General features: G+C 50.5%; 14 protein-coding genes. 12 read left to right on the plus strand and 2 right to left on the minus strand.

The features are described 5' to 3' along the window. The first annotated feature begins 52 nt into the window (after positions 1–52). From MUB23_RS12435 to MUB23_RS12465, 7 genes are all read left to right on the plus strand, one after another. Positions 53–760 carry an ABC transporter ATP-binding protein gene (locus MUB23_RS12435; RefSeq protein ID WP_244800909.1) on the plus strand — a complete coding sequence of 236 codons (708 nt, stop codon included), beginning with the start codon at positions 53–55 and terminating at the stop codon, positions 758–760. Beyond that, positions 753–2,324, plus strand: coding sequence for a hypothetical protein (locus tag MUB23_RS12440; RefSeq protein WP_244800910.1), 1,572 nt, complete (start codon positions 753–755; stop codon positions 2,322–2,324). The genes MUB23_RS12435 and MUB23_RS12440 overlap by 8 nt, the downstream gene beginning before the upstream one ends. A gap of 193 nt (positions 2,325–2,517) precedes the next feature. Beyond that, positions 2,518–3,132: a TetR/AcrR family transcriptional regulator gene (locus tag MUB23_RS12445; RefSeq protein ID WP_244800911.1), complete on the plus strand. Its 615-nt coding sequence runs from the start codon at positions 2,518–2,520 to the stop codon at positions 3,130–3,132. 105 nt (positions 3,133–3,237) lie between these two features. Further along, positions 3,238–3,831 (plus strand): helix-turn-helix domain-containing protein, encoded by a 594-nt coding sequence (locus MUB23_RS12450; RefSeq protein ID WP_244800912.1) that lies wholly within the window; start codon positions 3,238–3,240, stop codon positions 3,829–3,831. Positions 3,832–4,066: 235 nt separating this feature from the next. Further along, a complete protein-coding gene (locus tag MUB23_RS12455) occupies positions 4,067–6,451 on the plus strand; it encodes a glycyl radical protein (RefSeq protein WP_244800913.1) in 2,385 nt (794 codons plus the stop codon). Positions 6,452–6,475: 24 nt separating this feature from the next. Further along, a complete protein-coding gene (locus MUB23_RS12460; protein WP_244800914.1) occupies positions 6,476–7,375 on the plus strand; it encodes a glycyl-radical enzyme activating protein in 900 nt (299 codons plus the stop codon). Positions 7,376–7,472: 97 nt separating this feature from the next. Then, positions 7,473–8,075, plus strand: coding sequence for a cytidylate kinase-like family protein (locus tag MUB23_RS12465; RefSeq protein ID WP_244800915.1), 603 nt, complete (start codon positions 7,473–7,475; stop codon positions 8,073–8,075). 92 nt (positions 8,076–8,167) lie between these two features. Here MUB23_RS12465 and MUB23_RS12470 read toward each other — a convergent pair whose 3' ends face one another. Further along, positions 8,168–8,539 (minus strand): RidA family protein, encoded by a 372-nt coding sequence (locus MUB23_RS12470; protein ID WP_244800916.1) that lies wholly within the window; start codon positions 8,537–8,539, stop codon positions 8,168–8,170. Positions 8,540–8,755: 216 nt separating this feature from the next. Here MUB23_RS12470 and MUB23_RS12475 point away from each other — a divergent pair, with 216 nt between their 5' ends. Continuing rightward, positions 8,756–9,973, plus strand: coding sequence for a pyridoxal phosphate-dependent aminotransferase (locus MUB23_RS12475; protein WP_244800917.1), 1,218 nt, complete (start codon positions 8,756–8,758; stop codon positions 9,971–9,973). A gap of 15 nt (positions 9,974–9,988) precedes the next feature. Here the strand turns inward: MUB23_RS12475 and MUB23_RS12480 are convergent, their stop codons facing one another. Then, positions 9,989–10,927 carry a LysR family transcriptional regulator gene (locus tag MUB23_RS12480; protein WP_244800918.1) on the minus strand — a complete coding sequence of 313 codons (939 nt, stop codon included), beginning with the start codon at positions 10,925–10,927 and terminating at the stop codon, positions 9,989–9,991. A 213-nt stretch (positions 10,928–11,140) separates the two neighbouring features. Here MUB23_RS12480 and MUB23_RS12485 point away from each other — a divergent pair, with 213 nt between their 5' ends. From MUB23_RS12485 to allB, 4 genes are all read left to right on the plus strand, one after another. Continuing rightward, on the plus strand, positions 11,141–11,647 hold the full coding sequence (locus tag MUB23_RS12485; protein ID WP_244800919.1) for a TRAP transporter small permease: 507 nt from the start codon (positions 11,141–11,143) through the stop codon (positions 11,645–11,647). Continuing rightward, positions 11,644–12,936 carry a TRAP transporter large permease gene (locus MUB23_RS12490; protein WP_244800920.1) on the plus strand — a complete coding sequence of 431 codons (1,293 nt, stop codon included), beginning with the start codon at positions 11,644–11,646 and terminating at the stop codon, positions 12,934–12,936. The genes MUB23_RS12485 and MUB23_RS12490 overlap by 4 nt, the downstream gene beginning before the upstream one ends. Positions 12,937–13,015: 79 nt before the next feature. Further along, complete coding sequence (locus tag MUB23_RS12495) at positions 13,016–14,077, plus strand: TRAP transporter substrate-binding protein (protein ID WP_244800921.1); 1,062 nt, start codon at positions 13,016–13,018, stop codon at positions 14,075–14,077. A gap of 28 nt (positions 14,078–14,105) precedes the next feature. After that, positions 14,106–15,488 (plus strand): allantoinase AllB, encoded by a 1,383-nt coding sequence (gene allB / locus MUB23_RS12500; RefSeq protein WP_244800922.1) that lies wholly within the window; start codon positions 14,106–14,108, stop codon positions 15,486–15,488. The last annotated feature ends 52 nt before the right edge of the window (positions 15,489–15,540 follow it).

Consider the following 15,540-nt stretch of genomic DNA (forward strand, 5'->3'; position numbering starts at 1 on the left):
CCCATTGGCTTTAGACAATGGGTAGTTCACTTTCTGGAAAGGAAACGAATTTATGAGATTTGTCATCGAGCACCTTGAGAAGCATTTTGAAAAGAAAGAGGTTTTGCGCGATATCAATTTTGCCTTTGAGAGCGGAAAAATCTACGGCCTTCTGGGCCGGAACGGAGCGGGGAAAACCACGCTGTTTAACTGTCTGAACCAAGATATCAAAGCGGACGGAGGAAACTTCTACCTGGAGGAATCCGGCGTCAGACGGGACGTGGCGGCGGAGGATATCGGCTATGTCCTCTCCACTCCCACGGTTCCCGAATTTCTGACAGGGCGGGAGTTCCTTAAATTTTTCATCGATATCAATGAAAAAACGATTTCCAATCCGAAATCGCTGGACGAATACTTTGATACGATGAGCATTGAGCCGGAAGATCGGGACAAGTTGCTGAAAGATTATTCCCATGGCATGAAAAATAAGATGCAGATGCTGATCAATATGATCGCCCAGCCGAATATTTTGCTGCTTGATGAGCCTCTGACTTCCCTGGATGTGGTGGTGGCGGAAGAGATGAAGCAGCTGCTCCGGTCTCTGAAAGCCGGCCGTGTTACGATTTTTTCCACCCATATCATGGACTTGGCCCTCGATCTGTGCGATGAGATCGTGCTGCTGAACCGCGGCGTGCTGGAAGTGGTGGACAAAGCCAATTTGGACAATCAGGAGTTTAAGGAAAAGATCATTGCCGCTCTGAGGGAGGAAGGCCATGAATAAGACCCTGCGGATCTCGTTTTCCCTGAAAAATACATACCGGGTCAACAGTATTCTCTACTCGCTGAAACAGGTTCCGATTCTAAAAAGACTGCTCCCCGGCACCTTATATCAGGTGCATGGCCTGAAGGTGTTTGCCAATATCCTCTCGGCAATCTGGGAGGTCGCATCGATTTTCCTTGGTAAGTTTCTTTACTTTTTGATTTTGCTTGCGGGAGCCGGGATGCTGTACAAGGAGGCGGCTGCGGACCGGCTGTTCCTCCACATTCTCTTTTTCTTGACGGTGATCGGGTCCTTTGCCAACACCTTTTTGTTTAATCCGTCGCGGGATAAATATTATGCCATGATTTTGATGAGGATGAACGCGCGGGAATACACCTTGGTCAATTACGGCTATGCAGTCGGAAAGGTGGTGATCGGCTTCTTGCCTTTTGCGATTCTGTTTGGGCACTCCGCCGGGGTTCCGCTGTGGATCTGCCTGGTCATTCCGTTTTTTGTGGCAGGACTGAAAATTACCGTGGCGGCGGTTTCTCTCCGGCAGTACGAAAAAACCGGGGATGCGACGAATGAAAACGGACTCAGTAAACTGGCATGGATCGGGATGATCCTCCTCCTGGCGGCCGCCTACGGGCTTCCGGCCATTGGCGTCATCCTTCCGGCAGGGGTTACGGCAGGAGGAATGCTCTTAGCTGTTTTGGCGGGGCTGATTTCCGCAAGGAAAGTGCTCACCTTCCGGGATTACCGTGACATGTATCAGCAGCTCCTGGCGGATTCAATGAATCAGATGGATACGGTCAAAAAAATGGCCCAGGAGCAGAGCCGTAAAGTGATTTCCGCAGACATAGGGATTACCAGCCGTAAAAAGGGCTTTGAATTTCTGAACGAATTGTTTATCAAAAGGCATCAGAAAATTCTCTGGAAATCATCCAAGCGGATTGCACTCGTCAGCTTATGCCTGGTTCTGGGCGGAATGCTTGCCTTTTACCTGGCTCCGGAGATCGGGGAGAAATTGAACCGTCTGTTTTTGACTTACCTTCCGTACTTTGTCTTTATCATGTACGCGGTTAACCGGGGGACTGGTTTTACCCGCGCGCTGTTTATGAACTGTGACCACAGCCTTCTGACCTACTCCTTTTTCAAACAGCCCAGATTTGTTTTGAAGCTGTTTCAGATCCGGCTCAGGGAGATAGTGAAAATCAACCTGCTGCCTGCCTTTGTGATCGGGGCCGGACTGTCTCTTTTACTTTACATGTCGGGAGGCACGGACAATCCTCTGAATTATGGGGTGCTGTTTGTCTCTATCATCTGTATGAGTATCTTTTTCTCCGTCCATTACCTGACGATCTATTATTTGTTGCAGCCTTACAATGCGGGAACGGAGATCAAGAGCGGTACCTATCAGCTGGTTTTATCCGGTACCTATCTGGTTTGCTTTTTTATGATGCAGCTGCATATGCCTACCCTGCTGTTCGGCGGCCTGGCCATTGTGTTCTGCGTGCTGTACTGTATCGTGGCCTGCGTCCTTGTCTACCGGTTTGCACCGAAGACATTCCGGCTGAGAAATTAGAGACAAGCTTTGCGTGCGAAGAAGCGCCCGGCGTTACTGCCGGGCGTAAACAATTTAGGCGTTGTTTCCAGTGGGGGAGGCTTGCCGCCATCGGGCAGGCGCCGGTTGACGGAAAAATGGGCGTGTGTTAGAATGAAGAACAGATTCGGCGATCGGCAGCCGGAAATATTGGGAAGAAGGAAAAGGTGAGAATATGAAGGCTCCCAGGACAAAACGGCAGCAGCAGGCATTGGAAACCAGAGAAAAAATTGTAAATTGCGCCCTGCGGCTTTTTGGAGAAAAAGGTTTCGACAACGTTTCCATGGAAATGATTGCGGAAGAGACCAATACTTCCATCGGCGCCATCTATCATCACTTTTCCGGCAAGGAAGAAATTGCAGCGCAGACATTGGTTTCTCTGGATGAAGGATATGAGGAATATTTTGAATACCTGACGGAGGATGAGGCGGCCCAGGCGCTGACACCGCTGAAAAAGCTGGAGGAATATTTTGTTTTTGTCCAAATCCGGTCTTCGGAGACAAAATCGCTGAACTATGCCTACATCCATGACCTGAGAGACACGGCGGACACCATGATCCTCGGAGTCAACAAGGACCGCATGATATATCAAAATTATGAAAAGCTGATCCGGCTTTGCCAGGAAAAGGGAGAATTGCCGCAGGACAGCGAGGCGGAACGGGTCATTTCGGTGCTGACTCAAGTCAGCCGCGGACTGTTAGTGGACTGGATGCTGCAAAAACAATCTTTTGACATCGAAGAGCAGGCGAGAATCCTGATTCATATTGTCCTACAAGGTTTAGCCCGGTAGAAACGCATAACCGGCGGACAGTGGTATTCTTTTGGCGCAAACTCTACGGAGCGTTTGTTGCGAAAAAACAAATTGGCAGGTAAGATAATTCCGGGAGGTGTGATCATGGATTGTAGCAAAGTCGGTAAATTGATTCTTGCCTTGCGCCAGGAAAAGGGCATGACGCAAAAGGCGCTTGCCGATGCGATGAATATCAGCGACCGGACCATATCGAAATGGGAGCGGGGCAACGGCTGCCCCGATGTATCCCTGCTCCGTGAGCTGTCTGATATTTTAGGGGTCAAGATCGAAAAATTACTGGCGGGCGATTTGGAGCCCAACGAGACGGATGGAGGAAATATGAAAAAGGTAAAGTTTTACGTCTGCCCGGAATGCGGGAATATTTTGTGCTGCACAGGGGACAGCGAAATTGCCTGCTGCGGGAGAACGCTGGCTCCTCTGACGGCAAGACCGGAGGATTCGGAACATGCCATATGCGTCGAAGAGATAGAAGATGATTTCTATGTTACGATGCAGCACGAGATGAGCAAGCAGCACTATATCACTTTTGCGGCGTACGTGACGTATGACCGGGTGCTTTTAGTAAAGTTGTATCCAGAGCAGCCGGCGGAAATCCGCTTTCCGAAAATGCACGGCGGAGCGCTGTATGTCTGCTGCAGTGAACATGGACTGATTCGAAAAATGAAAAGCAAGAAGTAAAGCTGGCCGGGTTTCATTTGTTCCCGGCCTGGGAGAAGGATAGCGGCAGGAAGCAGCTGTCCTTTTTTGATACCTTTTGATCACAGCACATCCTGCGGAATTCTGTTGACAGGAGAGGAAAAAAATGATACGTTAGAATCAGAATGTATTCTGCGAATAGATTTTGTATAAGTGCAGCCGACGGAAGCAGCGCTTTTGCGCAAGGAATAGGAAAACTGCGGAGGGTCAAATAAGGATGGAAGGAAAGCCGTATCGGGAGAGAGTGGAGCGCATGAAAGAAAGGGTGATTTCTGCGCGTCCGGAGATGGATCTGGAAAATGCAAGAATTCTGACGGAGAGTTTTCAGGAGACGGAGGGACTGCCCTTGGTGGTCCGGAAGGCCAAAGGCTTTTACCGGCAGTGCAAGGAAAAGACGGTAAAAATCTGGGACGATGAGCTGATCGTCGGCTGTTCCGGCAGCAAGATGCGCGGAGGCATTCTCTGCGCCGATACCTGCTGGTCCGTGCTGGACGAGGAGCTGGACACCATCAGCGAGCGAAAATATGATCCCTTTTATCTTCGGCCGGAGGACCGGGAGATGTTCGAGACAGTGATTCGCCCTTACTGGAAGGGAAAGTCGAATTACGAGGAATGGCTGGCTCAGATCCCCCAGGACACCAGGGAGCTGCGGGATCACGGCGTCATCTATATTAACCGGAAAGCGGTCCGCGGCTGGGGGGAAACCACGGCCGGTTATTCATGGATCATCACAGAAGGGCTGAAAGGGATCCGGGAAGAGATCCAAAAGGAAAAAGATAAGCTGGATTTAACGGTTCCGGGCGACTACGAGAAAGATTATTATCTGGAATCCATGCGGATTGCCTCCGAAGGAATCGAACTTCTGGCGAACCGCTATGCCGATGAGGCAGAGCGGCTTGCGGCTGGTACCGAGGACTCGAAGAGGAAGGCGGAACTTCTGGAGATTACCAGGATCTGCCGCAAAGTGCCCTTAAATCCAGCGGAGACTTTCTGGGAGGCGTTGCAGTCCCTTTACCTTTATCAAATCTGTATTTTTATGGAGCAGAACGCGGCCAGCTACAATCCGGGACGGATGGATCAATATTTGTGGCCGTTTTACCGGGACGATCTGGCCCAGGGGAGAATCACCGAAGATAAGGCTCAGGAGCTTTTGGACTGCCTTTGGATTAAATTCAGCGAGCCCTGCTTGTTTCAGGACGCGCAGACCGCGGAATTTGCCGCCGGTTACCCGATGTTCCAGAACGTCTGCGTCGGCGGCGTAGACACCAACGGCCGGGACGCGGTCAACGACTTGTCCTATCTGATTCTTCAGGCTACGATGGATGTGCAGCTGTACCAGCCGTCCTTATCCGTCCGCTACAGTATGGCGAAGAACCCGAATTCTTTTCTGAAAAAAGTGGTGGAACTGATCCGGCTGGGCACCGGATTTCCAGCGTTTCACAACGATGACATCGGCATCCGAATGCTGATGAATAAAGGGATCCCTTTAAAAGAAGCCTTTGACTGGAATCCCTGTGGATGCGTGGAGACCAACCTGGAAGGGAGGCTCCGTCATTACACGGCTCTTGCGGACATTAATCTGGGAGCCATGGTGGAATTTGCCCTGCTGAACGGAAGAAACCGGAAAAGCGGCGAGATTATCTCGGTGGAAACCGGGGATCCCCGGTCTTTTGACTCCTACCAAGAGTTTGAAGAGGCCGTAAAAGAGCAGATTCGCTATGCGGTGCGCGCCGTCGTGAAGGGCAGCCATGTGATCGACGAGGTCTGTATGAAGCGTCCGGTCCCGGCTCTGTCCCTGACCTTTAAGGACTGCATCCGAAAGGCAAAGGATTACGCTTGGGGCGGCGCAAAATACAATGCGGGAAATGGAATCATCCTGATCGGGATCGCGGATCTGATCAACAGTCTGGCGGCCGTCCGCTCTGTGGTCTTCGAGAAAAAGCAGGCCGCCATGGCGGAGCTTTTGGATGCGCTGGATCATGATTTCGCCGGCTATGAAACGCTCCAAAAGCAGTGCAGGGATGTGCCGAAGTATGGCAATGACGACGAGACAGTGGATGAGATTGCCGGAGCGATGTTTACGTTTATCGCGGATGAGATCGAGCGGTATCAGAGCAAGTTCGGCACCATGACGCCGGGGATCCTCCCGGTGTCCGGAAATACCCCCTTCGGGCTGGAGGTGGGCGCTCTGCCTTCCGGGCGGAATGCTTTTAAGCCTTTGGCCGACGGCGTCAGCCCTTCCGGCGGCACGGACCAAAACGGTCCGACCTCGGTGCTGAAATCGGTCTCCCATATTCCCCACGGCCGTTTTGTCCAGGGAACTTTGCTGAATATGAAGATAGAGCCGGAACTCCTCTCCACCGAGCATGGACTGATCCAGATGATGGCTCTTTTAAAGAGCATGTGCAGCCTGGGAATCTATCATGTCCAATTTAATGTCATTGATCAGAAAAAGCTGCTCCGAGCCCAGCAGAAACCAGAGAACTATAAGGGGCTGCTGGTACGGGTGGCTGGATACACGGCGTATTTCGTGGAACTGGGAAAAGACGTGCAGGATGAGATAATCGCCCGGACCGTACAAAACGGGATTTCCGTGGGGTAGCATATGGAAGAGATAAGAGGGGGTGTGCTTCGTTATGAAGGCGCGTCGATCCACGACGGGCCGGGGCTTCGGACCGTCCTGTTTTTAAAGGGCTGCGGTCTTTGCTGCCGGTGGTGCTCGACGCCGGAGTCCCAGCGTTTCCAGCCGGAAAAAGGCTTTTCGGCCAGGCTCTGCCGGGGCTGCGGAGCCTGCGCTGCGGTCTGCCCTGCCGGGGCCATGAGCATTGCGGATGGGAAAATTCAATGGGACAGGGAAAAATGCCGGTCTTGTTTTGCCTGTGTCGCCGTTTGCCCGGAAGGCGCGCAAAAACAGTACGGAACCTGGATGACAGCTGAAGAGGCGGCAAAGATCGCAGCCAGGGACGAGGTGTTTTACTTTCATTCCGGAGGAGGCGTGACCCTGAGCGGGGGAGAAGTGATGGATCAGCCGGAATTTGCTGCTGAGGTGCTGCGTCTTTGCCGAAGCCGGGGCATTCACACGGCGGTGGAGACCAGTCTGTCGGTGCCCTGGAAAAATATCAGCCAGGTGCTTCCGTACATCAATTTGCTCTATGTGGACATCAAGCATATGGATTCGGACCGGCACCGGGAACTGACCGGATCTGGAAACCGGCGGATTTTAGAGAACATTCAGAAGCTTTGCGGCAGCAAGGACCGGCCTGAGATTCTTGTTCGAATTCCTGTGATCCCCGGACAAAATGACGGCAGAGAAAACCTGAGGGACACGGCGGCCTTTTGTGAATCCTGCGGCGGGATTTCTGGTATTGAGCTGCTGCCGTACCATCGCCTGGGAATCGAGACTTACCGGAATTTGGAGATTCCCTATGAGCTGGCGGACTGCCTGCCGCCTTCAGCGGAGCGGATGGGGGAAATCACCGCATTTCTCCGTACGGTTACCTCCCTGCCAGTTACAACGGCAAAATAGAAAAACATTCAAAAAACACTTGGAAAACAGCTGGAATTGAGTTATAATATACTCAAAGATAACAAGTTGTTTTTATTGCCGGGTAAAGGAGGCGCCTATGTCAAGAAAAATCATTACCGTCGGAAGACAGTTTGGCAGCAACGGCAGAGCAATCGCGAAACTTTTAGCAGAAAACCTGGGAATCAAATTCTACGATAAAGAATTGATTGAAATGGCTGCGGAGAAAGCCGGGATCCACCCCGAACAATTTGCTGCGGTGGACGAAAAGGGAGCGAACCCTTGGCTGTATGCAGGAAACCAGGTGCAGAACTATCCCAACAGCATGCTTCCGATCAACGATGTCCTGTTCGATATCCAGTCCCAGGTGATCCGGGAGCTGGCAGACCGGGAGGAGTGCGTGATCGTCGGACGGGCGGCGGATTATGTGCTGAAGGATCATAAGGACGTGCAGAGCATTTTCATCTATTCTCCGATGGAGGCAAGGCTGGAGACGGTCAAAGCGCGGTTCCAGATTGATGAGAAGGAAGCGCGGGCCAAGATACGGAAGAAAGACAAGGAAAGAAAGTATTATTATAACTATTACACCGACGGCGGCTGGGGAGAAGCGGAGAGTTACCATCTGACCATCGACAGCAGCCGATACGGTATCGAGGAGACGGCGAAAATTCTGGCCGCCATGATTCGGGCGGAAGAAGAATAGCTTCTCTGGCAGTGGAAGAACCGGCTATAGCACAAAGATAATAAATTGAATCAGAAACGGTGCAGAAATCCAGATGGATTCTGCACCGTTTTTTACTTTACTTCCGCAATTGCGGTTAGCTCGACCTGGCAACCGTTGCTTAGAGGCGGAACCGGCAATACAATCCGGGCAGGTTTGTGACTGCCGAAAAACTCAGCGTAGACCTGGTTAGCCGATTCCCAGAGAGACATGTCCGCAATATAGACCTGACACATCAGAACATCCTCCCTGGCGCAGCCTGCCGCCTTCAGAACACTCTCCATTTTTAAAAGTGCCATAGTCATCTCCTGCGCAAAGCCGCCCTCTGCCGGTTTCCCGGTGGTGGGGTCTGCGGAAGTCTGTCCCGATATATATAACGTGTTCCCGCTGATTACTCCTGCGGAATAATGTCCCTTTGGCGCGTTTTCACTGATTACAGATCTCATTTTCTGCCTCCTGTTTATTTGAAATTTGTACTTTGTCTGCGGCTGCAATGTTTTATTTGACTTCAATATACCACGGTATTTTGAAATGTCAATTTCAAAAAAATTATAATGTTATGCAAAAATCAATATTGGATATAAAAGAAAAGATGTGTTAATGTAGAGCTATCCAAAAGAGAATAATGAAAATTGATGCGCTGTTTGAAAGGAGCAGGAAAAATGAATTGTATTTTGGAAAAATTTGCCAAATTGGGTGTGGATAATGCTCCCGGTCAGGAAAGCCTGCAAATGCAGGAAACGCTGCCAGCGGTCGGCGAAGCTATTACGGGAGTCCCTGTAGATTTTTCCCATGGCAATGTAGATGCGCATAGGCCCATTCCCGGAAGTTTGGAAACCTTTGTAGAGGGATATGCCGTTGGGGGCACCCATCAGGCCTATACCGAATACCGCGGCAAGGCTGATATTCGAGAGTATCTGGCGGAAAAATTGGCCGAGTACAGCGGAGCGCCGGTGAATGCGGCGACAGAGCTGATCCTGACGCCTGGCACACAGGGAGCTCTGTTTCTGGCCATGGGAGCCCTGGTTGGCAGAGGAGACAAAGTGGCGATCGTTGAACCAGATTACTTTGCAAACCGAAAATTAGTGGAATTTTTTGATGGGGAGGTGGTCCCGGTTCCGATTCATTGGAAAGAAACCAGACGATACGCTGGCCTGGATATCTCCGCCCTGGAGAGGGCGTTCCGTAACGGGGTGAAATTATTTCTGTATTCCAATCCCAACAATCCCACCGGCGTGATTTACTCTCCGGAAGAAGTGGCCGCGATCGGCCGCCTCGCCAAGCAGTACGGCGCGGCAGTGATTGCCGACGAGCTCTACAGCCGACAGCTTTTTGAACGGGAATTGTCCTATACCCATCTTCGTGCACTTCCGGAACAGCCTGAGGAACTGATCACGATTATCGGACCTTCCAAGACTGAATCCTTAAGCGGTTTCCGTCTGGGCGTGGCTTACGGTTCTGCGGATGTGATTACCCGCATGGAGAAACTGCAGGCCATTGTGTCACTTCGAACGGCAGGTTACTGCCAGGCGGTCTACCGGAATTGGTTTTCTGAGCCGGAGGGCTGGATGGAGGCCAGGATCCGCGAGCACAAGGCGATCCGCGATGATCTGATGAAAGTGATTGGAACATGTCCCGGATGCTGGGCCCGCCCGACGGAGGGGGGAAGCTATCTTTTCCTGCAGCTACCTCCTTTGAAGGTGACACTTTCACAGTTTGTAAAGCTGTGCCGCGTACAGGCCGGGGTCACCGTGACACCGGGGACGGAGTTCGGAGAGGCATTTACCGATTGCGTTCGCCTGAATTTTTCGCAAAATCATCAGGCAGCTGTGTCTGCAATGGAGCGGATCTGCCGGCTGGTTGATCGCTACCGGGCATAGGAATGGAGAACGGGTTTATGACTTCTTGTCTCTCATGAAATCAAGAAAATGCTGGAGAATTGCGGAGGAGTGTTTTTTTCGATGAAAAAGGTAGATAGTGCGGCTGACCATCGGATCGTCAATCCTGTAAAAGAAAAGCCGTTCCGTGGGTTTGACATGGCCTAGAATGCCGGTTCGGATGAACGCAATGCCATGGCCGTTTTCTGCTACATGATAAGAGGTTAGCATTTGATCCAGGAACATGCTGACACGGGGCTTGTAACCTGCATTTTTACACATTTTCATGGCCCTCTGGTATCCGTCATTGCCCTTTTTCAGCATCAGAAAATCTTCGTCGGCAAATGGAACAAGGGATACGCGGGGGATTTTATCCGACTCCAGCCCGGAGCACAGCTGTTCAAATGACATGCGGTAGGAGGTGAGGGTATCGTTGATCTCTAGCTGCTTCGGGACCGCGAGGATCAGTTCCTCCGTCCCCAGAACATCACCGTCAAAGAGCCTGGAATCCATCTCATCCACATTTAGGGCGAGATCGATTACGCCGGACTGCAGGCACTGGCTCAGATCCTCGGTGTTTCCCTCCAAAATATTGACCGTGTAGCCGGGGAAATGCTGGCCGAAATCAGCAGCCAGCTCCGGCAGCACATAGGAGCAGAAAAAGGTGGATGCGCCGATGGTGAGGGATCCGCTCTGGCGGCTGGCAAGCTGGGAAAGCGTTTCTTTCAACTGTTCTTCGATGGACATCATCGCCTCCACGGCTTCGATATAGAACCTGCCTGCCGTCGTCAACTGAAGAGGTGTGACACTGCGGTTAAAGATCGGAGTACCGATTGCCTCCTCGACACGCTTCACTTTATTGCTCAAAGCGGGCTGTGAGATAAACAGTTTCTGGGCTGCCCTGGAAAAGCTGCGTTCTGTATAGACTGCATAGATGTATTCGTGATCTTTTAACATGAAGCCCTCCGTTCTTGTCTGATCCGTAAACTGAATTCCAAAATAGTATAAACGGATTTTATCGGGAATGCAAACAATTTTTGTGAAATAATCGGAACATGAGTCTGGGATCGGGGAAGATTTATCAATATAGTAAGCTGAAAAAACGCGGTTGCAAGTTTTCTGGGCAACTGGAATGGAAAATAAAACAGGCGTGAAGGAGAGAAGAATGATATGAAATTTTTGCGCTGGCTGGACAAACACTTTGAAGAGATGCTGATGTCGATTTTCCTGTGTGGAATTGTCATCTTCATGACGGTACATGTGTTTTGCAGATATGTACTGAAATCCCCTTTGGTGTGGACCGAAGAAGCCACACGCTACTTGTTCATCTGGTTCGTATACATGGGGATCAGCTATGGTATTCGAAATGAAACCCATGTTCGCGTAAACATTGTTGAAACTTTTTTTCCGAAAGTAATTCTAGTGTTCGGCTGGATTCAAGATCTTGTGATGACTGCCTTTGTTATATATCTGATCCCGGCGGGCTTTCGTATGCTGAGCGACGTGGCAGCGCGGGGAACCACATCGGCGGGGCTCCATCTGTCAATGGTATTTGTGTATGGGGCGCTGGAGGTTGGACTGCTGTTCAGCGTGGTTCGGATTATCCAGAAATTTTACTTTAGAGTAAGTGGGATTGTAAAGGGGAACAAAGGAATGAAGGGAGGGAAAATGTCATGATGTTCTTCGTTTTTATTGTCTTTTTGATATTGGGTGTCCCGATTGCTTTTACCGTAGGATGGTCGACATTGTCCGTATATTTGATGGATCCAACTTTTTCCTGTGATGCGGAATACTTCATGAAGACGATGGTAAATGGCATGGACTCCTATGTGCTGTTGGCCATCCCGCTGTTTATGCTTTCCTCTAGTATTATGGCGGAAAGCGGTATGTCACAGCGATTATACGATTTCTTTTCCTATTTCTTTGGAAATATTCCGGCGGGCTTGCCGATCGCAGTGGTGATTACCTGCCTGTTTTATGGAGCAATCTGTGGTTCTGGTCCGGCGACGGTAGCCGCAATCGGTACGATGTGTATTCCACTCTTAACGAGTCTTGGATATGATAAAGAGTTTGTAACCGCCATGATAGCGGTAGCCGGAGGTCTTGGTGTAATCATACCACCAAGCATACCATTTATTACTTATGGCTTGGCCACAGGTGCGTCGATTGGGGATATGTTTATCGCCGGAGTGGCGCCGGGTATCCTGATCGCTCTCTGTCTGATCGCTTATATTATCTTTTATTTTAGAAAAAAAGAAAAGAGAGAGGCATTAAGCATTGAACGAAATACAAAAGCGCTTAGAGAAAAAGGCTTCTTGCGTATTTTCAAAGAGAGTTTTTTTGCTCTGCTGGCACCGGTTATTATCCTCGGTGGTATTTACGGAGGAATTGTTAGCCCTACAGAAGCGGCCTGTGTATCAGTGGTGTATGCACTACTTGTGGGTGTTTTGGCTTACCGTGTGATTAATTTGAAAAAACTGATAGGGTGCCTCATTGATACAGCCCGCACGGCGACGCCCGTTATGCTGATTTTGTCCATCAGCATTGTATTTGGCCGAGTATTGACGATCCTGAACCTTCCACAGACATTGGCCTCCTTTGTGGTAAGCCATGTGGAGAGTAAATTCGTGGTTTTGATAGTGATTAATTTATTCCTGCTGTTTGCCGGAATGGTTATGGACACGGTTCCTTGTATTCTGATTCTCGCGCCGATCATGCTACCGATTGTACAGCAATATGGCGTGGATACCATTCACTTTGGCGTCATGATGACAGTGAATTTGGCGATAGGTTTCGTAACTCCGCCAATCGGTACCAACTTATTTGTAGCAAATTCTATCACCAAGATTCCAATTATCAGAATTGCAAAGCACGCACTGCCTTTTATTGCCATGTTCATTCTTGCACTGCTGCTGATTACCTATATCCCGCAGATTACACTATTTTTGCCAAATCTGTTAAATTAATTTGATTGGCCCTTTCATGAGCAGGACAACATAAATAAAAAATGAGCTATGCTCAAAATAAAACATGAGGAGGAAAATAATGAAAATGAAAAAAGTTGCAGCCCTGAGTTTGGCAGTTGCGATGGCTGTGGGCATGATGGCCTGCGGCAATTCCGGAGGGAGTAATTCCACCACAGCGCAGGAAAATTTGGTTACAGCAGCCGACGGGGGGACGGGAGCTGCGGCTGGAGATGCTTCCTATACGATCAATATCGGTCATTTTGGTTCAGAGACTACTGCGGTCCAGATGGGGTGTCTGGCTATGAAGGAATATCTTGAGAAAGAATCGAACGGCGCGATCACTGTAAATATTTATCCCAATAATTCCATGGGAAGCGATGACGAATTGTGTCAGATGGTACAAAATGGAAATATTGAGATGACCTGTGCGAACTCCATCATTGTCAATTATGTGCCGGATGCAGCGATTTATGATCTGTTTTATAACTTCAGCGATATTGAAGATGTGAAGCAAAAGTTTATGAAAGATGAGAAGTTTTTAACTGTCATGCGTGATGTATACGCGAAAGCCGGCTTCTATCTGGCCGGGTATAGCGTACATGGCTTCCGCCTGGCGACTGCCAATAAGCCAATCAACAGCCCGGAGGACTTACAGGGAATGACCTTCCGCGTAATGCAGAATGACTATCACATCCAAGGGTGGCAATGTATGGGCGCTACGCCTACTCCTTTCTCCTTTAGTGAGCTGTATACTGCTTTGCAGCAAGGGACTTTGGATGCGCAGGAGAACCCGGTTGAGACAATTTATTCTGCAAAATTGTATGAGCAGCAGAAATATATCAGCAGAACCAATCATCTGCAGCAGACTCAGCAGTGGCTGGTAAATCTGGACTTTTATCATAATTTACCAGATGAATATAAAACTATGTTTGATAAAGCGATTGCTATTTGCTGTGAGACAGCTACCAATGGAGCTCTGGAGAAAGAGGCAGAGTGGTCTTCTGAAATCAAAGAATTCGGTTGTACTTTTGTTGACCTGACTGATGATCAGCGTGAAGCATTTAAAGAAGCAGTTGCCCCTGAGTGGGAGGCGATAAAGGCTGGGGTTGATTCGGCTGTTTGGGAGGCATATACCAACTAGTCACTAAAGAAAGCAGGAGGAATCAAACATGTTGGATCTTGCAATTATAAATGGTCTTACCTACGTAGAGGGCGGTTTCCGGAAAGCGGATATCGGGATAAAGGCAGGGAAAATTGTCATGGTGGCGGAGCCTGGCTGCCTTCCGGAAGCGGTCCGCACCATCGATGCTGTCGGGAAGCATGTGATCCCCGGCGGCGTGGACACCCATGTACATTACCGGGATCCTGGTCATGCCGAGAGAGAAACGTTCCAGGTCGGGACACGGGCCGCGGCTGCCGGCGGCTGCACGACATTCTTTGAGCACCCGATCTCAATTCCGCCTCAGTATAATGCGGAAATCCTGCACAGCCGCGTGGACCTGTGCAAAAAGGGAAGCTGCGTGGATTTTGCTTTCTTTGGCGCCGCCGGCGGCGAGTTCCCGGAAGAAATTGAACCCTTGTCCCATGAGGGCGTGATCGCCTACAAGACCTTCCTGCACGAGGCGCCGGAAGGACGTGACCAGGAGTTCAAGGGGCTGACCAGCTCCAACAATGCCCAGCTGTTCCGGGCTCTTCAGGAGGTGGCGAAGACTGGCCTGACATTGGCTGCCCACGCGGAGGATAACGAGCTGGTCAGCGGGAATATCAAACGCCTCCGCGCGGAGGGACGCGTCGACTATATGGCGCACTGTGAATCCCGTCCACCTATCACAGAGATTGAGGCGATCGCCAAGATGCTGCGGTTCGGGGAGGAGACTGGCTGCCCGATTGAACTGGTACATGTATCCACCTGCGGGGCAATGGAGTTGGCCAGACAGGCAAAAATGAAGGGACAGAAGGTCCTGGTGGAGACCTGTCCGCACTATCTGTTGCTGGATGACAGCTATATAAAACAGTATGGGCCGTATGCCAAGTGCAATCCGGCGCTGCGCAATAAGGAGGAGGCAGAAGGTCTGTGGCGTTATATCGAGGACGGCACCGTCGATTTTATCGGCAGCGATCACAGCCCGTTCCTGGTTTCCGAGAAGGAGACCGGCAAGGAAGATATTTTCAAGGCACCTGCCGGTTTTCCGGGCATTGACCTGCGCCTGCCGCTGATGGTGACGGAAGCGAAGAAGGGGCGTCTAAGCCTGGAAAAGGTGGTCGAGCTGCTCTGCGTCAATCCAGCCAAGCTGTTCCACATCTTCCCTCAGAAAGGTACATTGTCTGCCGGAGCAGACGGCGACGTTGTAATTATGGACCTGAGCCAGGAAGTGATCTGCCGCGCTGCAGACAGCTATTCCCAAGCAAAAGGAATTTCAAAGGTTTATGAGGGCTGGAAGCTGGGCTGCTCCATCGATTGTACGGTAGTTCGCGGCCGTGTGGTATACGAAAATGGCGTGGTGGATGAGAGCGCAGCCGGCTGGGGAGAGTTTGTAAAACCGGTACTGTAGAAAAAACCAGAACTAGGAGGATAGGGCAGCATGTCGCTGCCCTTCCCGCATC

The sequence above is a fragment of the Cuneatibacter sp. NSJ-177 genome (assembly GCF_022867805.1).
Taxonomy (GTDB): Bacteria; Bacillota; Clostridia; order Lachnospirales; family Lachnospiraceae; genus Pseudolachnospira.